The 15261-nt window shown below is 56.9% G+C and carries 20 protein-coding genes; 4 read left to right on the top strand and 16 right to left on the bottom strand.

Going from position 1 to position 15261, the window contains the following annotated elements; all coding sequences use genetic code 11:
- Nucleotides 1-222: 222 nt before the first annotated feature.
- Genes mltC through mutY form a run of 3 tightly spaced genes read right to left on the bottom strand, consistent with a single transcriptional unit; the run spans nucleotide 223 to nucleotide 2707 of the window.
- Nucleotides 223-1299 carry a membrane-bound lytic murein transglycosylase MltC gene (gene mltC / locus AC2FAJ_RS18170; protein WP_041908319.1) on the bottom strand — a complete coding sequence of 359 codons (1077 nt, stop codon included), beginning with the start codon at nucleotides 1297-1299 and terminating at the stop codon, nucleotides 223-225.
- 56 nt (nucleotides 1300-1355) lie between these two features.
- Nucleotides 1356-1628, bottom strand: coding sequence for an oxidative damage protection protein (locus AC2FAJ_RS18165; RefSeq protein WP_003862425.1), 273 nt, complete (start codon nucleotides 1626-1628; stop codon nucleotides 1356-1358).
- Nucleotides 1629-1654: 26 nt separating this feature from the next.
- On the bottom strand, nucleotides 1655-2707 hold the full coding sequence (gene mutY / locus AC2FAJ_RS18160) for an A/G-specific adenine glycosylase (protein WP_188245988.1): 1053 nt from the start codon (nucleotides 2705-2707) through the stop codon (nucleotides 1655-1657).
- A gap of 144 nt (nucleotides 2708-2851) precedes the next feature.
- Between mutY and trmB the strand changes: the two genes are divergently transcribed.
- Genes trmB through AC2FAJ_RS18145 form a run of 3 tightly spaced genes read left to right on the top strand, consistent with a single transcriptional unit; the run spans nucleotide 2852 to nucleotide 4671 of the window.
- Nucleotides 2852-3571: a tRNA (guanosine(46)-N7)-methyltransferase TrmB gene (gene trmB, locus AC2FAJ_RS18155; protein ID WP_028014376.1), complete on the top strand. Its 720-nt coding sequence runs from the start codon at nucleotides 2852-2854 to the stop codon at nucleotides 3569-3571.
- The gene (locus tag AC2FAJ_RS18150; RefSeq protein ID WP_028014375.1) at nucleotides 3571-3897 is read left to right on the top strand and encodes a YggL family protein; all 327 of its coding nucleotides are present in this window, start codon (nucleotides 3571-3573) and stop codon (nucleotides 3895-3897) included. Before trmB ends, AC2FAJ_RS18150 begins: the two co-directional genes overlap by 1 nt.
- Nucleotides 3898-3954: 57 nt before the next feature.
- Nucleotides 3955-4671: a YggN family protein gene (locus AC2FAJ_RS18145; RefSeq protein WP_041908321.1), complete on the top strand. Its 717-nt coding sequence runs from the start codon at nucleotides 3955-3957 to the stop codon at nucleotides 4669-4671.
- Between the two features lie 70 nt (nucleotides 4672-4741).
- Here AC2FAJ_RS18145 and AC2FAJ_RS18140 read toward each other — a convergent pair whose 3' ends face one another.
- The 6 genes from AC2FAJ_RS18140 to AC2FAJ_RS18115 all read right to left on the bottom strand — a co-directional run bounded on the left by AC2FAJ_RS18140 (nucleotide 4742) and on the right by AC2FAJ_RS18115 (nucleotide 8458).
- Nucleotides 4742-5080, bottom strand: coding sequence for an endonuclease domain-containing protein (locus tag AC2FAJ_RS18140; RefSeq protein WP_028014373.1), 339 nt, complete (start codon nucleotides 5078-5080; stop codon nucleotides 4742-4744).
- A 63-nt stretch (nucleotides 5081-5143) separates the two neighbouring features.
- Nucleotides 5144-6286 (bottom strand): radical SAM family heme chaperone HemW, encoded by a 1143-nt coding sequence (hemW, locus tag AC2FAJ_RS18135; protein WP_048957286.1) that lies wholly within the window; start codon nucleotides 6284-6286, stop codon nucleotides 5144-5146.
- The gene (locus tag AC2FAJ_RS18130; protein ID WP_010435473.1) at nucleotides 6279-6872 is read right to left on the bottom strand and encodes an XTP/dITP diphosphatase; all 594 of its coding nucleotides are present in this window, start codon (nucleotides 6870-6872) and stop codon (nucleotides 6279-6281) included. Before AC2FAJ_RS18130 ends, hemW begins: the two co-directional genes overlap by 8 nt.
- A 3-nt stretch (nucleotides 6873-6875) precedes the next feature.
- Nucleotides 6876-7172 (bottom strand): DUF167 family protein YggU, encoded by a 297-nt coding sequence (yggU, locus tag AC2FAJ_RS18125; RefSeq protein WP_014885193.1) that lies wholly within the window; start codon nucleotides 7170-7172, stop codon nucleotides 6876-6878.
- On the bottom strand, nucleotides 7169-7735 hold the full coding sequence (locus AC2FAJ_RS18120; RefSeq protein WP_045260768.1) for a YggT family protein: 567 nt from the start codon (nucleotides 7733-7735) through the stop codon (nucleotides 7169-7171). Before AC2FAJ_RS18120 ends, yggU begins: the two co-directional genes overlap by 4 nt.
- Nucleotides 7736-7756: 21 nt before the next feature.
- Nucleotides 7757-8458 (bottom strand): YggS family pyridoxal phosphate-dependent enzyme, encoded by a 702-nt coding sequence (locus AC2FAJ_RS18115; protein WP_047364543.1) that lies wholly within the window; start codon nucleotides 8456-8458, stop codon nucleotides 7757-7759.
- Between the two features lie 17 nt (nucleotides 8459-8475).
- On the opposite strand from AC2FAJ_RS18115, the gene AC2FAJ_RS18110 reads away from it, so the two are divergent.
- Nucleotides 8476-9456: a type IV pilus twitching motility protein PilT gene (locus AC2FAJ_RS18110; RefSeq protein ID WP_485454384.1), complete on the top strand. Its 981-nt coding sequence runs from the start codon at nucleotides 8476-8478 to the stop codon at nucleotides 9454-9456.
- Between the two features lie 9 nt (nucleotides 9457-9465).
- On the opposite strand, the gene ruvX is transcribed toward AC2FAJ_RS18110, so the two are convergent.
- The 7 genes from ruvX to galP all read right to left on the bottom strand — a co-directional run bounded on the left by ruvX (nucleotide 9466) and on the right by galP (nucleotide 15022).
- Nucleotides 9466-9882 carry a Holliday junction resolvase RuvX gene (ruvX, locus tag AC2FAJ_RS18105; protein ID WP_021242076.1) on the bottom strand — a complete coding sequence of 139 codons (417 nt, stop codon included), beginning with the start codon at nucleotides 9880-9882 and terminating at the stop codon, nucleotides 9466-9468.
- Nucleotides 9882-10442, bottom strand: coding sequence for a YqgE/AlgH family protein (locus tag AC2FAJ_RS18100; protein WP_485454383.1), 561 nt, complete (start codon nucleotides 10440-10442; stop codon nucleotides 9882-9884). Before AC2FAJ_RS18100 ends, ruvX begins: the two co-directional genes overlap by 1 nt.
- Nucleotides 10443-10516: 74 nt before the next feature.
- Nucleotides 10517-11464 carry a glutathione synthase gene (gene gshB / locus AC2FAJ_RS18095; protein WP_033146605.1) on the bottom strand — a complete coding sequence of 316 codons (948 nt, stop codon included), beginning with the start codon at nucleotides 11462-11464 and terminating at the stop codon, nucleotides 10517-10519.
- 19 nt (nucleotides 11465-11483) lie between these two features.
- Nucleotides 11484-12215 carry a 16S rRNA (uracil(1498)-N(3))-methyltransferase gene (rsmE, locus tag AC2FAJ_RS18090; protein WP_485454382.1) on the bottom strand — a complete coding sequence of 244 codons (732 nt, stop codon included), beginning with the start codon at nucleotides 12213-12215 and terminating at the stop codon, nucleotides 11484-11486.
- Between the two features lie 51 nt (nucleotides 12216-12266).
- Nucleotides 12267-12974, bottom strand: coding sequence for a deoxyribonuclease I (gene endA / locus AC2FAJ_RS18085; RefSeq protein ID WP_485454381.1), 708 nt, complete (start codon nucleotides 12972-12974; stop codon nucleotides 12267-12269).
- Between the two features lie 94 nt (nucleotides 12975-13068).
- On the bottom strand, nucleotides 13069-13566 hold the full coding sequence (locus AC2FAJ_RS18080; RefSeq protein WP_028014364.1) for a SprT family zinc-dependent metalloprotease: 498 nt from the start codon (nucleotides 13564-13566) through the stop codon (nucleotides 13069-13071).
- A gap of 58 nt (nucleotides 13567-13624) precedes the next feature.
- Nucleotides 13625-15022: a galactose/proton symporter gene (gene galP / locus AC2FAJ_RS18075; protein ID WP_045629996.1), complete on the bottom strand. Its 1398-nt coding sequence runs from the start codon at nucleotides 15020-15022 to the stop codon at nucleotides 13625-13627.
- Between the last annotated feature and the right edge of the window lie 239 nt (nucleotides 15023-15261).

Below are 15261 nucleotides of genomic sequence, written 5' to 3'. Positions count from 1 at the left end.
GATGTTCGCCCCGTCCTGCGAGGCGAACAAAACAAACTCGGTACGTAATGACATGGTATCTCTCGCATCCCAGGGCATAAGCGACTCCATAAACGGGTTCTTATACCTCAGTTGTAAGTGTCTACCATGTCCCCGAACAAGTGTTCACTATGTCCCCGGACCGTACACCCACAGGGAGAGGGTAAGCAGAACGCCTTCTCCTTGCTGGAGAAGGTGTGTTGATTATCGACGACGATAGTTTTTCTGCGCCGTATTCACCTTATACAGGTACCGGCGGGATTCCGCAGACGGGTGGCGGGTGGTGAGGGTGGAGTAAACATCCCCCGGCGTCATGCTGTTGATGATGTTCGCAGCCTGCACTTTGTCATTCGAGAAGACGCGCAGCACGCTGCCCGCGCCGCCGTTATAGGCGGTGATCACCGCGTAGCGACGCGACGTCGGGTTATCAATTCCGCCGAGATAGACATTGTTCAGCATCGCCAGATAGGCCGTGCCGGTATCAATGTTGCTTTGCGGATCGAACAGATAGCTGCGGCTCGGCGTGCCGGATTTCCCCTGCGAGCGGAAAACGTCTTTACCGGCGCTGTGCTGGACAACCTGCATCAGCCCCAGCGCGTCGGAACGGCTGACCGCGTACGGGTTGAACGAGGATTCGGTCTGCATAATCGCCAGGATCAGCGACTCGTCCACGCCATACTTACGCGACGCCTGACGCACCATGCCCAGATACTTATGCGCACGCTTGTCGAGGTGGTTCGGGACAAGGTTAATGGTAACGCTGTAGATAATCTTCAGGCCGTTAGAGCGGCTCTTCAGGCGCGTCTGCAGCAGGTAGTCGGCAAATTTCGTGGCGCGACCTTCCCAGCGGATCGGCTGTCCGGTCTGGTCGACAACCTGACCGTACAGGAACGGCTCTTTCGAAATGGTGATGTCGTCCGCATCGGAGTAGAGATCGATAGATCCCGGATCGTCACCCATCAGCAGGGTTTTGACGATCGCCTGACGCAGCCGTGCCGCAGGGTCGGTGCCTGCGATGGTCTCAATGGTGATCGTACCCTCATCAAAGTTGATGTGGCTACGGGTCAGATAGGCGTCGGTGTACTTAACGTAGTCCTTCGGTCCGGCAATAAGAACTTCGTTAAATCCCCATATGTTCTCGATGTTATGGGCAAACTGCCCCATCAAAATGTCAAAACCGTTGGTGTCCTTGACCCAGGCTTCATTGTAATCATCGCCTTTTTTGGACGAGCACGAGACCAGCAACGGCGCAACAAGGGCTAGCGCTAAAAGTTTTTTCATCATTCCGGGAGTGCGTGTTGTGTTTGCTTTAACGGCGGGGTTTCACCCGCACGCTGTTATTTTTCCGGCGGCGTATAGCCTTCGATGTGGACGTCTTTGCCCTCGAACAGGAAGTTCACCATCTCCTGCTCCAGCAGCTTGCGGTGCTCCGGGTTCATCATGCTGAGCTTTTTCTCGTTGATCAGCATGGTCTGTTTTTTCTGCCACTGTCCCCAGGCTTCTTTGGAGATCTCGTTATAGATGCGCTTGCCCAGGTCGCCCGGGTAGAGCTGGAAATCCTGGCCTTCAGCGTCGCGCTGCAGGAAAGTACAAAAAATGGTTCTGGCCATACGTATTCCTCTTTGTGTTGCCGATGCTAAACCATTGCACCGGCACGTAATTGCTGTAACAGGCGCTCCACGGGAGCCGCCAGCCCGACTGATGGCGGTTGCGCTAAGTTATACCAGAGAGCGGTGCCTTCATCCATGCAGGAGGTGAATGAGGACACGGGAAGCCACATCGGTACTATATCCAGATGGAAATGGCTGAAGGTGTGGCGAAACGCGGTCAGCTGCGTCAGGGTATCTGCCGCAATGCCGCGCTGTTCAAGCCATTCACGCAGCAAGTCTTCATCTTCAAACTGTGGGAAGCAGTATAGACCACCCCACAGACCGCTCGGCGGACGCTGGGCGAGGAAGACCTCGTCACCGTGCTGCATCAGCAGCATATAGCCGGTGCGCTCCGGCAGCGTCTGTTTAGGTTTCTTACCCGGATACTGCGCCCATGACTGGTTGGCATACGCCACGCAGAGGTTGTTCACCGGGCAGAGTTCGCACTTTGGTTTTGAGCGCGTGCAGACCATCGCGCCAAGATCCATCATCGCCTGGTTAAAACGCTCTACGCCCTTCGCCGGGGTGACCGCTTCAGCGATCTCCCACAGGCGTTTTTCAACGTCTTTCTTACCCGGCCAGCCGTCAACGGCGTAGCAGCGTGCGAGCACGCGCTTCACGTTGCCGTCGAGGATCGGGAAATGCTTGCCTAATGAAAGGGAGAGGATCGCGCCTGCGGTTGAACGTCCTACGCCGGGTAAATCCGCCACCTCGTCAAAGGTTTCAGGGAATTTACCGTTGTGGCGGGTGGCGACCTGCTGCGCGGCCTTGTGCAGGTTGCGCGCGCGGGCGTAATAGCCCAGCCCGGTCCACAGGTGCAGCACTTCGTCCAACGGCGCGTTTGCCAGGTCGGTGACCGTCGGGAAGCGTGCCATAAAACGCTCGAAGTAAGGGATCACGGTGGCGACCTGCGTTTGTTGCAACATCACCTCGGAGAGCCATACTTTGTAGGGCGTTTTTTCAATTTGCCAGGGCAGGGTTTTACGCCCGTATTTGTCGTACCAGTCCAGCACCTGGGCTGAAAATTGAGAGGCTTGCATGGTCATCGATTCGCATAATCAGGGACGCAGATTGCAGCACAGCGTCCATCTGCTGTAAACCGGATCTTTCCCATGCTTGCATAGAAGCCTTAACTTTGGATAATGCCCGTTTCCCGAACATTCTCACAAGCAGACAACTCTTTTATGAAAAACGACGTCATTTCACCGGAATTTGATGAAAACGGTCGCCCGCTGCGCCGTATTCGCAGCTTTGTCCGCCGTCAGGGCCGCCTGACCAAAGGGCAGCAACACGCGCTGGACAACTACTGGCCGGTGATGGGCGTTGAGTTCAGCGAGCAGCCGCTCGACTTTACCGAGCTGTTTGGCCGCGACGCGCCCGTCACGCTGGAGATCGGGTTTGGTATGGGCACCTCGCTGGTCACTATGGCGAAAGCGCGCCCGGAGCAGAACTTCCTCGGCATTGAAGTACACTCGCCGGGCGTCGGCGCGTGCCTGGCAACGGCCCACGAAGAGGGCGTTGAGAACCTGCGCGTGATGTGTCACGACGCGGTGGAAGTGCTGCACAAAATGATTCCTGACAATTCTTTGAACATGGTTCAGCTCTTTTTCCCTGACCCATGGCACAAAGCGCGTCATAATAAACGCCGTATCGTTCAGGCACCGTTTGCCGAGCTGGTGAAAAGCAAGCTCAAGCTGGGCGGCGTTTTCCACATGGCGACCGACTGGGAACCTTATGCGGAACACATGCTGGAAGTGATGTCGTCTCTGGACGGGTACAAAAATCAGTCCGAGAGCAACGACTACGTACCGCGTCCGGAATCGCGTCCGGTGACAAAATTTGAACAGCGTGGCCATCGTCTTGGTCACGGCGTATGGGACTTAATGTTCGAGAGGGTGAAATAATGGCAAAGAATCGTAGCCGTCGTCTGCGTAAAAAGATGCACATCGAAGAATTCCAGGAAGTGGGCTTCTCCGTTGCCTGGCGTTTCCCGGAAGGCACCAGCGTTGAGCAGATCGACCAGGACGTTGATGCGTTCATCAACGAGGTAATCGAGCCAAACAAGCTGGCCTTCGACGGTAGCGGCTACCTGGCGTGGGAAGGTCTGATCTGCACCCAGGAAGTGGGCAAATGCACCGAAGAACATCAGGCCCTGGTTCGCAAATGGCTTGAAGAGCACAAGCTGGAAGATGTCCGCGTGAGCGAACTTTTCGACGTTTGGTGGGACTAATAAAGCAGTAAGCGGGCCAGCATTAGCTGGCCCATTTTGTCTGAGGGAGTGTTTAAGATGCGCAAAACGTTGCTGGCTGTTGCTTTGATGGCAACCGGATTCACCGCCCATGCGGATTATCAATGTAGCGTCACCCCGCGTGATGACGTGGTGTTAAGCCCGCAAACCGTGCAGGTCAAAGGCGAGAACGGCAATCTGGTGATTACGCCGGAAGGAAACGTCACCTTTAACGGCAAACAGTACAACCTGACTGCCGCACAGCGTGAGCAGGCGAAAGATTATCAGGCCGATTTGCGTACCGCGCTGCCATGGATTAATGAAGGTGCCCTGACGCGCGTCGAAAAGAGCCGCGTCGCGCTGGACAAAATCATCACTAAAGAGGTGGGGGAGAGCAGTAATATGCGCTCCCGCCTTACGAAGCTCGACAAGCAGCTCAAAGAGCAGATGAACCGCATTATCGAGACGCGCTCTGATGGCCTGACGTTCCACTATAAGGCGATCGATCAGGTCCGCGCTGACGGCCAGCAGCTGGTGAACCAGGCGATGGGCGGCATCCTGCAGGACAGCATTAACGAGATGGGCGCCAAAGCCGTGCTGAAAGGCGGCGGTAACCCGCTGCAGGGCGTGCTGGGCAGCCTTGGCGGCTTGCAGACTTCCATTCAGAACGAGTGGAAGAACCAGGAAGATGATTTCCAGCAGTTCGGCAAAGACGTGTGTAAACGCGTGGTGTCGCTGGAAGACAGCCGGAAGGCGCTGGTGGGGACGCTGAAGTAAGTTCTCTGCGCGCTGGGTCCCTCTCCCCAGGGGAGAGGGTGTAATTGTTCCCTCTCCCTGTGGGAGAGGGTCAGGGTGAGGGCATCAGGCAGCGCAGTCGTTGCCTGATAGCCATTAACACCTCCTCCTCGTTTGTCCTGAATTCGTTATTCCAGAACCGTAGTATTTCCCAGCCGTTCGCATTCAAAAATTCAGTACGACGTGAATCATAGGTTTCGTTATTCTGATGTTGGCCACCGTCCAGCTCGATAATCAGCTTTGCCTTAAAACAGGCAAAATCCACGATATATGCACCAATCGGCATCTGGCGGCGAAACTTATAGCCAAAGAAGCGGCGTCCCCTGAGTAAATACCAGAGGCGTAACTCTTCGGGCGTCATTTGTTTACGGAGTTGTTTTGATTTTTCCATCCCCATACTCTGCCAGCCTTTCCCTTAGCCGGCAGAACGGGATGCGAAATCCTGAATCAGCCTTCAGGAATCTTCGGCGAGGAACAGCTCAAGAAGGGAGTTTAAGAACAGCTTGCCGTGCTCGGTGATCTGCCAGCATTCCTCACTCTCGGTGAGATACCCCTTTGCCAGCGCTTCGTCAATCTGCGGACGAATCACCGATTCCGCCAGGCCAGTGTACAGCGAAAACTCCGCGCGCGGCGCGGCTTCCAGCAGGCGGAAACGGTTCATAAAGAACTCAAACGGCTTATCCGCCGCCTCAACGTCGTGCTGACGCTCCAGGTAGCGGCCTTCCATATACCCGCGCGGGTGGCGGGTTTTGGCGGTACGCAGAATGCGACCATCCGGGAAGGTCACCTTGCCGTGGGCGCCGCAGCCAATCCCCAGATAATCACCAAAACGCCAGTAGTTCAGGTTGTGCTGACACTGGAAGCCCGGCTTCGCGTAGGCGGACGTTTCATACTGCTGATACCCGGCAGCGGTCAAAAGCTTGTGGCCCTGCTCGAAGATATCCCACAGCGCGTCGTCATCCGGCAGCACCGGCGGGCGCGAGCCAAACAGCGTGTTCGGCTCAATGGTGAGCTGATACCACGACAGGTGCGGTGGATTCAGCGCAATGGCCTGGCGCAGATCGTCCAGCGCCTCTTCCAGCGACTGATCCGGCAGGCCATGCATCAAATCGAGGTTAAAGCTGCGCAGCCCAAGCCCCGTTGCCAGGTTCGCCGCGCGCTTCGCCTCTTCCGGGCCGTGAATGCGACCCAGACGCTTCAGCTTCGGCTCGCTAAAGCTCTGCACGCCGATGGAGATACGGTTCACGCCCGCGCGCTGATACTCGACAAAACGGTCGGCCTCAACGGTGCCGGGGTTGGCTTCCATCGTAATTTCTGCATCCGCCGCCAGGTTCAGGCGCGCACGCACGCCGTCCAGCAGCGTCTGCATTGCCGGGCCTGACAGCAGGCTCGGCGTACCGCCACCAATGAAAATGGTCTTAACTTCACGTCCCTGTGCGTACGGCACATCGGCGTCCAGGTCGGCCAGCAGATGCGCGACGTAGTCATCGTGCGGCACTTCGCCCTTCAGCGCGTGCGAATTGAAATCGCAGTACGGGCATTTCTGCACGCACCACGGGATATGAATATAAAGACTCAGAGGCGGCAAATTAGCCATTACGCAGTGCTTCCAGTAACAGTTTCAGCGCGCGTCCACGGTGGGAAATCGCGCTTTTCTCTTCGCGGGTCAGTTCCGCAGCGGTTTTGCCCTCGGTCGGGACAAAGAAAATCGGGTCGTAGCCAAAGCCGCCGTTGCCAGCCGCTTCACGGGTAATCACGCCCGGCCAGCTGCCGTGACAGACAATCGGCGTCGGGTCTTCCGCATGACGCATGTAGACCAGCACGCAGTGGAACTGCGCGGTACGCTGTTCGTCGGGAACGTCCTTCAGGGCCACGAGCAGCTTTTCCAGATTCTGCTGGTCGGTGGCGTCCACCCCGGAATAGCGGGCGGAGTAAATTCCCGGCGCGCCGCCGAGGAAATCCACGGCCAGACCGGAGTCGTCGGCAATCGCGGGCAGGCCGGTTACCTGCGCCGCATGGCGCGCTTTCAGAATGGCGTTTTCGATAAACGTCAGGCCCGTCTCTTCGGCGGACTCCACGCCCAGCTCGGTCTGAGCCACCACGTCCAGCCCAAAATCATTTAATAGCGAGGCCAGCTCGCGCACTTTACCGGCGTTACCGGTCGCGAGAACAACTTTCTGCATGGTTTAGTCCTGTTCTGTCAGAGCCGCGACTTCCGTCGGGATAGATTGCGGATTAAGGATTTTTACCTGTTTATGCCGCCCAAGTTCACCTTTTTCAATGATGACCTGGCTTTTGGCGACGCGAAACTGTTTTGCCAGATATTTGGTCAGATGCGCGTTCGCCTGGCCATCGACCGGTGGGGCGGTGATGGCGACCTTTAGCTCGTCGCCATGCAGCCCAACAATACTGTCGCGGCTGGCTTTCGGCTGAATATACAGCCGTAAAACCAGCCCGTCGGCGCAGGTGCTTACTGCACTCATAGCGCCATCCACAGCCCCGGCAGCAGCATATCGCCCGTAGACTGGAGCAGTTCGGCGATCCCCATGTTGATCACATAGAGCAGCAGCACCAGGATCATCGGGGAGAAGTCGATGCCGCCCATGGACGGAAGCAGGTTACGGATCGGACGCAGCAGCGGCTCGGCCAACTGAATCAAGGCGTACTCTACCGGGCTACGTCCCTGGCTTACCCAGCTCATGATCGCCATCACCAGCAGTACCCAGAAGATCAACAAACCGACGGTTTTGATCAGAATCAGAACGGCGGCAATCCAGATAATCGGCTGGAAGGTGATGACCATAAACAGCACGATGGCTTTGAGCACGCTCAGAATAAACGCCACCAGCAGCGAAGCGCTGTCGATGGGGCCCATGGCCGGGATAATACGGCGCAGCGGTCCGACAACAGGTTGCGTGATTTTCACGACAAACTGGGAGAACGGATTGTAAAAGTCACAGCGGGCCCACTGCATCCAGACGCGCAGCAAAAGCGCCATCGTGTACAGCTCAATGACCGTTGAGAGCAGGAAAGTCAACGTCTTCATGGCGTTCCTCAGGTTTCCTTATTATTTGGTGTAGTCGCGCGCACCGAAAATGGCTGTGCCGATGCGCACCATAGTGCTGCCTGCCGCGATGGCGGCTTCCATATCATCCGACATGCCCAGTGAAAGCGTGTCTACCGTTTCATAGCGCGCTTTAAGCGCCTCAAATGCTACAGCCATTTGCTGTGCCACGGCAAACTGCCTTTCATAACTTGACTCAGGTGCCGGAATGGCCATCAGTCCGCGCAGGGTTAAGCGCGGCAGGGCGGCCACCTCTGCGGCCAGCGCATCCAGCTCGTTCAGCGCAATGCCGGACTTGCTGTTTTCATCACTGATGTTGATTTGAATCAGCACGTTAAGCGCAGGCATCTCCGCCGGGCGCTGGTCGCTCAGACGGGAAGCAATACGCAGACGGTCGATGGTATGGCACCAGTCAAAGTGCTCTGCCACCAGACGGCTTTTGTTCGACTGCAGGGGACCAATAAAGTGCCATTGCAGATCGGACGTCTCCTGCTCCTGGAAGTAGCGAATTTTATCCACACCTTCCTGCACGTAGTTTTCGCCAAACGCCCGGTGACCTGCAGCAATCGCTTCTGCGATGGCGCTCGCAGGCTTGGTTTTGCTGACTGCAAGTAGCGTAATTTCTTCTGAAGCACGGCCGCAACGCGTTGCAGCGGCTGAGATTTTGTCCCGGACCTGTGCCAGGTTATGCGCAATGTCGTTCATTTTCCGAGGAGTAGTCTATGGATGTGGAAGAAATTGTGGCCCTTAGTGTAAAGCATAACGTCTCCGATCTACACCTATGCAGTGATTCACCACCGCGCTGGCGCAGATTGGGCCGCCTTGAGCCGGCCCCGTTTCCGCCGCCGGACGTCGGGGCGTTGCTAAAGGCGTGGCTCAACGACGAACAGCAGGGCGCATGGTGGGCAAACGGGCAGGTCGATTTTGCCGTGACGGTCGCAGGAGACCAGCGTCTGCGCGGCAGTGCGTTTAAGCAGATGAAGGGCATCTCCGTTACCCTGCGGCTGTTGCCGCGTTCCTGTCCGCAGCTCCCTTCGCTTGGGGTGCCGCGCGCTATTCCCGAACTGTTGTCCAGCGACAACGGGTTGATTCTGGTAACGGGAGCGACCGGCAGCGGTAAATCCACCACGCTGGCCGCAATGGTCGACTTCCTCAACCGCCATACTGACGGCCATATCCTCACGCTTGAAGATCCGGTGGAGTTCATGTACCAGAGTGAACGTTGCCTGATTCAGCAGCGGGAGATAGGCCAGCACAGCCCGTCATTTGCAGAGGCGCTGCGCAGTGCGTTACGCGAGGACCCGGACATTATTTTGCTGGGGGAGCTGCGCGACAGCGAAACGATCCGCCTGGCGCTGACGGCGGCGGAGACCGGGCATCTGGTGCTGGCGACGCTGCACACGCGCGGGGCAGCACAGGCGATTGAACGGCTGGTCGATACGTTCCCGGCGCAGGAGAAAGATCCGGTGCGTAACCAGCTGGCCGGCAGCCTGCGGGCAGTGCTGGCGCAAAAGCTGCTTCCCGATCTTCAGGGCGGGCGCGTCGCGCTGTACGAGCTGCTGGTAAACACCGCGGCGGCGGCGAATCTGATTCGTGAGGGGAAGACGTGGCAGCTGCCCGGCATCATTCAAACCGGCCAGCAGGCGGGAATGCAGAACTTTGACCAGAGCCTGGCGGAGAGACGGGCACAGGGGCAGCTGTAGGCCCCTGCGTTAAAAGCCCTGTTCGAAGTAGCTTTCGAGGATGATAACGGCTGAAGCGGAGTCTACGCTGCCTTTGTTGAGCGCCCGGAAGCCACCGTGTTCAAACAGGCCTGCACGCGCTTCGACGGTGCTGAGACGCTCGTCGTGAAGCTTCACGGAGACGCCAAAGCGGCCATGGATTTTATTGGCGAATTTACGCGCGCGGGCGGTAAGCGGTTGCTCGGTGCCGTCCATGTTCAGCGGCAGGCCGACAATCACGTCGTCCGGCTGCCACTCTTTGAGCAGGCGCTCAATAAGGTTCCAGTCCGGCGTGCCGTCGTTAGCTTTCAGCGCCGTGAGCGGGCGGGCGGTGCCGGTGATCCGTTGACCCACGGCGACGCCGATGCTTTTGGTGCCGAAGTCGAAGGCGAGAAGGGTGCCGCTCATTACGCGTGCCCCGCTACGCCAGGAATGGTCAGAATATCAATGCCAATCAGTTTTGCCGCGTCACGCCAGCGATCGGCAATAGGGGTTTTAAACAGAATATTCATGTCCGCAGGTGCGGTAAGCCAGGCGTTATCGAGGATCTCTTGCTCAAGCTGGCCTTTCTCCCACGACGAATAGCCCAGCGCCACCAGCACTTCGGAAGGCTGCTCAGCGGTGCCCAGCGTTTCAAGCACGTCGCGCGAGGTAGTGATCACGGTGTTATCGGAGATGCGAATGCTGGAAGAGAATACCGGCGGGGTATGCAGGATAAAGCCGCGATCTTCGGCAAGAGGTCCACCCAGCATCACCGGTTTATCAAGCCGGATTTCCGGCAGGCGCGCTTCAGCCGAGATTTTCAGCTTGTCCAGAATCCCTTCAACCTGCAGGTTTTCCAGCGGTTTGTTGATGATAATACCCATCGCGCCGTCTTCATTGTATTCACAAATATAAACCACGGTGCGGCGAAAAATCGGATCCTGGAGAGCAGGCATGGCAATAAGAAAGTGATGCTGTAAATTCATTGTCAGAGGTACTGTTTCCTGGTTTAAAAAGCGACAGCGCCCAGTATGGGGATAAACCCAGGCGCTGTCACAGTTTATTTCTGTAAACGTTTTTCGATAGCGTCCATCAGCATTCCGGTGATCGAGATCGGGAACTCCGCTTCGATTTCGCGAATGCAGGTTGGGCTGGTGACGTTAACTTCGGTCAGGCGATCGCCGATGATATCCAGGCCAACGAAGATCAGGCCTTTGGCTTTCAGCGTTGGGCCAACGCGGCGGGCAATTTCCCAGTCGCTTTCGGTTAGCGGACGCGGCTCGCCGCGGCCACCTGCCGCCAGGTTACCGCGGGTTTCGCCACCCTGTGGGATACGCGCCAGGCAGTAAGGCACCGGCTCACCGTCCACGACCAGCACGCGCTTATCGCCATCTTTGATCGCTGGAATATAGTTTTGCGCCATGCAGTAACGCGTGCCCAGCTCGGTCAGCGTTTCGGCAATCACGCCAATGTTCGGGTCGCCTTCCTTCACGCGGAAAATAGACGCGCCGCCCATGCCGTCCAGCGGCTTCATGATGATGTCGCCGTGCTTCTGCCAGAATTCTTTCAGCTGCGCTTTGCTGCGGGTGACCAGCGTTTCCGGCGTCAGGTCAGAGAACCAGGCGGTGTAAAGCTTCTCGTTGCAGTCGCGCAGGCTCTGCGGCTTGTTGACGATCAGCGTCCCTTTCTCTTCGGCACGCTCAAGGATGTAGGTGCTATAGATGTATTCGGTGTCAAACGGCGGATCTTTACGCATCAGGATGACGTTGAGGTCGGCCAGGGCAATGTCCTGCTCGGTGCCGAATTCGTACCATTTGTCGTAGTTCTGCTCGACGTTAACGATGCGGGTGCGTGCGCGGGCTTCACCGTTGATCAGATAAAGATCGTTCATCTCCATATAGTGGAGCTCATAGCCACGACGCTGCGCTTCCAGCAGCATGGCGAAGCTGGAATCTTTCTTGATGTTAATGTTTGCGATGGGATCCATCACGATGCCGAGCTTTATCATGTTCTTCTCCGTTAATACTTCAACCCAGATCGCCAAACCGTACCTGTAGCGCGGTTATGGCCGTGAGTGCCGTTGTCTCAGTGCGCAGAACGCGAGGTCCCAACAGAATATCAGTAAACTGGTAGCGCGCCGTCATCGCAATTTCGTCCGCCGACAGGCCGCCTTCGGGGCCAATCAGCAGGCGTACGCGCTCAACGGGCAGCGGCAGCGTATTGATGCTGGCGCTGGCGCGCGGATGAAGATTGAGCTTCAGCCCGCTATCCTCTTCTGCACACCAGTCCTCCAGATCCATCGCCGGGCGGATCTCCGGAATACGGTTGCGGCCGCTCTGTTCGCAGGCCGCAATGGCGATTTTCTGCCACTGCTGGATCTTTTTGTTCAGACGTTCCGCATCCAGTTTAACGCCACAGCGCTCGGATAAAAGTGGCGTAATGAGGCTTACACCCAGCTCAATGGATTTTTGAATGGTGAATTCCATCTTTTCTCCGCGCGACATCACCTGCCCAAGGTGGATGTGCAGCGGCGATTCACGGTCGTCCACTTCGCCGCGCAAGACATTCACATGCACGCTTTTTTTATCCGCCCGCGTGATTTCCGCGTCGAAAACCTGATTAGAGCCGTCGAACAGCTGTATTGCCTGGCCAGCCCCCATGCGCAGCACGCGGCCAACGTGGTTAGCGGCGTCGTCAGACAGGGCGATTTCGTGGCCTGCGGTAATCAGTTCAGGGTGGTAAATGCGGGGAATGCGCATAGTCAAAAATTCCATATGTCATGCGGTATAAGCGAATTGCCGTAGTGTAGGTTAGCTCTTTTGCGCCTGGCAAGCCCGCTGGACGTAAGGGTTATGATTCCCCTGGACTCTGGCGATACGTTCGTCGCGCTGGCATTCCCATTCCGTCACCGGATACTGCTTATCCCAGGCATTGAACAGCTGCGTCTGCTGGCGTGAAAGGTTGAGGTCATAACGGTCACGCATGTAGAAGTAGGTACGGGCGATGCTGCCGCGCGCGCGGGCAGGGGGCTCGGCGACTTTCTCTTTGAAATCTACCTTCATACCGCACTGGCCGTACTGGCCTTCGCCACCGTTCCACTGGCTGTACATGAAATTGCCGCGGTCGCCGTTCACTTCACCTACCGCATGCTGCAGGTTATGCATGTCGCTTTCCATCTGGCGATAAACCGGATCTTTGGCGCAATTTTTACGTCCGCCGTCCTGCCAGCACTGGCGCTGGTGACCAAACTGCCAGGCCGGAACGACATGCTCCCACTCGATGCGGCTGGCGCGGTTTTCGTTTTTACGCACCTTATAGCCGCAGGATTCGAGGTCAACGACCCCTTTTTTGCCCTGCCATTTAATTTTGCAGCCGCAGTAGAAATCGCCCGGCACATCGGCGTTCACCTTCACGCCTGCTGCCTTGGCCTGGGAAAAACTGTTGATACCGTCGGCCAGGGCCTGACCGGAAAGCGCCGTCGCCAGAAAAGCGACCGCGAGAGAAACATTACGGGACATCTTACACTCCGTGTCAAAACGAGCCCGCAACGTAACGAATGTTGTTCCTGTATGCAATCAGTCAGATCAGGAAAGTTCCTGAAAGTTCAGGTGATTACTCCGCAATCAGCGGTTCGCCGCATTTGACGCAGCGGTAGGTCGCCTCACCGCGCACCACGCGGTTATGGCGGCGGACGGTAAGCTGGTGCTGCTGACACTGGCAGCGATAGGGGAAGGTATTGCGGCGTACCGATTCCAGCTCGAACTGATGGGTACGGCGCGCCGGAACGCCGAGCACCGCCTCCATCATCCACTTCCACTCTTTGCCGTGCGGCGCGACGCGGCCAAAATGCTTCCATACCAGAAGGTGCGCCAGCTCGTGCGGCACCACTTCTTCAATAAACGCCTGCTGGTTTTCCATCATCAGCACCGGGTTCAGGCGGATCTCGTACGATTCCAGCCAGGCGGTGCCGGCTGCGGTGCCGCGCTGCTGATAGACCAGCTTCGGTTCAGGGTAATTGCGGCCGAGTTTCAGATTCGCCTGGGCAAGTTTTTCCCGCAGGCTGCGCATAACGGCTTGCTGAATGGCGATGGGGAGACGGGGAGCTTTCATAGGGGCAGAGCATAAAGCGGGAAGCGGGGAGGCGCAAGAGGCGCCTCCCGCAAGAGGATTAGTCGTGGGCGCCGATTTCGCGCAGCGGACGACCTTTCATCAGGTTACGTTCAATGTGTTCCAGAGAAACATGTTTGGTTTCTGGAACCAGCCAGATGGTCAGCACAATAAAGAAGATATTCAGACCGGCGTAGACCCAGAAGGTGTTGGCATTGCCCAGGGTGTTGAGCATGGTCAGGAACGTTGCGCCGACGATCATGTTGGCAATCCAGTTGGTTGCGGTAGAGCAGGTGATACCAAAATCACGCCCTTTCAGCGGCTGGATTTCAGAGCACAGTACCCAAATCAGCGGACCGGCGCTCATCGCAAACCCGACGATAAACATCAGCAGCATGCCCACCGCGAAGTACTGGGCGGTTGGGGAGTGGATGCCTACATGCATCATCGTACCGAGAACGCCCATACCCGTCGCCATCACCAGGAAGCCCAGGGTCAGGGTTGGCTTACGTCCCCAGCGGTCCACCAGGCCGATGGCGATAAAGGTCGCCAGCACGTTGGTCAGGCCCACGATAACGGTGCCCCACATCTGCTCGGTGGTGTTGGTGTAGCCCGCCAGTTCAAAGATTTTTGGCGCGTAGTACATGATGACGTTCATCCCTGTGAACTGCTGCATCACCTGCAGCAGCACGCCGAGGAACACCGCCCGACGGAAGTTGCTGTTCTCTTTAAACAGCGCCCAGCCGGACTGTTTGACCTTCAGGCTTTCGCGGATCTCTTCCAGCTCGTTTTTCGCTTCCGCGCTGGTATCGCGCAGACGAAGCAGCACGCGTTCGGCATCAACGAAGCGACGTTTGGCGGCAAACCAGCGCGGGCTGTCCGGCAGGAAGAAGACGCCAATCAGCAGGAGAATGGCCGGGATGATGATCACGCCGAGCATCCAGCGCCATGCGCCGCTGTAGCTGAACGCGGTATCGGACAGGTAAGCGCCGAGAATACCGATGGTGATCATCAGCTGGTACATGGAAATCATGCTGCCGCGGATTTTCTCCGGCGCAATTTCGGAGAGGTAGAGCGGGGCGGTGTAAGACGCCACGCCCACCGCAAGGCCCAGCAGCACGCGGGAAAGAATAAGCACTTCAACGTTAGGGGCGGCAGCGGAGAAGAGCGAACCGGCGACGAAGAGGATCGCACCGATCATCAGGCTCTTTTTGCGTCCGAGCTTGAAGGAGAGCCAGCCGCTGCCGACGGCCCCAACGGCCGCACCGAACATCATGGAGCTAACCACCCATTCCTGGGTATGCGCGTTAATCTGGAATTCGTCTGCGATGAAGGGAAGAGCGCCGGCAATGACGCCGATATCCAGGCCAAAGAGTAATCCTGCCAGGGCGGCGAGGAAGCAGACGAAGAAAGTCATCGCCTTGTTGGACGTACGCCCCTGTTTTTTATTGTCAGGCATTATGCCCTCCAGTTGGGTTATCAGTTTTATTGATGATAAGGGTAGGTGAGCGACCCGTAAAAATATGTGAGATTAATCACAATGGTGTAATCGGTTACACTAACGTGCAACCGTAAAAATTATTAAAGCTTTGAAAATATAGAGGTAAACTAGGTGATGCGCATCGCGTTTGTTTGAATTTCAGACTTAACTGAAAGGAAATGTAACAGCAGAAGAAAGGCGATCATGCAAAGAGAATA

This window comes from Enterobacter cloacae complex sp. 385G4 (assembly GCF_057320665.1).
This window is presented reverse-complemented; position numbering and strand designations above follow the sequence as displayed.

What these genes read in the sequence shown, in the direction of transcription:
- mltC (WP_041908319.1), bottom strand. Translation starts at nt 1,299, where the DNA reads ATGAAAAAACTTTTAGCGCTAGCCCTTGTTGCGCCGTTGCTGGTCTCG.
- AC2FAJ_RS18165 (WP_003862425.1), bottom strand. Translation starts at nt 1,628, where the DNA reads ATGGCCAGAACCATTTTTTGTACTTTCCTGCAGCGCGACGCTGAAGGC.
- mutY (WP_188245988.1), bottom strand. Translation starts at nt 2,707, where the DNA reads ATGCAAGCCTCTCAATTTTCAGCCCAGGTGCTGGACTGGTACGACAAA.
- trmB (WP_028014376.1), top strand. Translation starts at nt 2,852, where the DNA reads ATGAAAAACGACGTCATTTCACCGGAATTTGATGAAAACGGTCGCCCG.
- AC2FAJ_RS18150 (WP_028014375.1), top strand. Translation starts at nt 3,571, where the DNA reads ATGGCAAAGAATCGTAGCCGTCGTCTGCGTAAAAAGATGCACATCGAA.
- AC2FAJ_RS18145 (WP_041908321.1), top strand. Translation starts at nt 3,955, where the DNA reads ATGCGCAAAACGTTGCTGGCTGTTGCTTTGATGGCAACCGGATTCACC.
- AC2FAJ_RS18140 (WP_028014373.1), bottom strand. Translation starts at nt 5,080, where the DNA reads ATGGAAAAATCAAAACAACTCCGTAAACAAATGACGCCCGAAGAGTTA.
- hemW (WP_048957286.1), bottom strand. Translation starts at nt 6,286, where the DNA reads ATGGCTAATTTGCCGCCTCTGAGTCTTTATATTCATATCCCGTGGTGC.
- AC2FAJ_RS18130 (WP_010435473.1), bottom strand. Translation starts at nt 6,872, where the DNA reads ATGCAGAAAGTTGTTCTCGCGACCGGTAACGCCGGTAAAGTGCGCGAG.
- yggU (WP_014885193.1), bottom strand. Translation starts at nt 7,172, where the DNA reads ATGAGTGCAGTAAGCACCTGCGCCGACGGGCTGGTTTTACGGCTGTAT.
- AC2FAJ_RS18120 (WP_045260768.1), bottom strand. Translation starts at nt 7,735, where the DNA reads ATGAAGACGTTGACTTTCCTGCTCTCAACGGTCATTGAGCTGTACACG.
- AC2FAJ_RS18115 (WP_047364543.1), bottom strand. Translation starts at nt 8,458, where the DNA reads ATGAACGACATTGCGCATAACCTGGCACAGGTCCGGGACAAAATCTCA.
- AC2FAJ_RS18110 (WP_485454384.1), top strand. Translation starts at nt 8,476, where the DNA reads ATGGATGTGGAAGAAATTGTGGCCCTTAGTGTAAAGCATAACGTCTCC.
- ruvX (WP_021242076.1), bottom strand. Translation starts at nt 9,882, where the DNA reads ATGAGCGGCACCCTTCTCGCCTTCGACTTCGGCACCAAAAGCATCGGC.
- AC2FAJ_RS18100 (WP_485454383.1), bottom strand. Translation starts at nt 10,442, where the DNA reads ATGAATTTACAGCATCACTTTCTTATTGCCATGCCTGCTCTCCAGGAT.
- gshB (WP_033146605.1), bottom strand. Translation starts at nt 11,464, where the DNA reads ATGATAAAGCTCGGCATCGTGATGGATCCCATCGCAAACATTAACATC.
- rsmE (WP_485454382.1), bottom strand. Translation starts at nt 12,215, where the DNA reads ATGCGCATTCCCCGCATTTACCACCCTGAACTGATTACCGCAGGCCAC.
- endA (WP_485454381.1), bottom strand. Translation starts at nt 12,974, where the DNA reads ATGTCCCGTAATGTTTCTCTCGCGGTCGCTTTTCTGGCGACGGCGCTT.
- AC2FAJ_RS18080 (WP_028014364.1), bottom strand. Translation starts at nt 13,566, where the DNA reads ATGAAAGCTCCCCGTCTCCCCATCGCCATTCAGCAAGCCGTTATGCGC.
- galP (WP_045629996.1), bottom strand. Translation starts at nt 15,022, where the DNA reads ATGCCTGACAATAAAAAACAGGGGCGTACGTCCAACAAGGCGATGACT.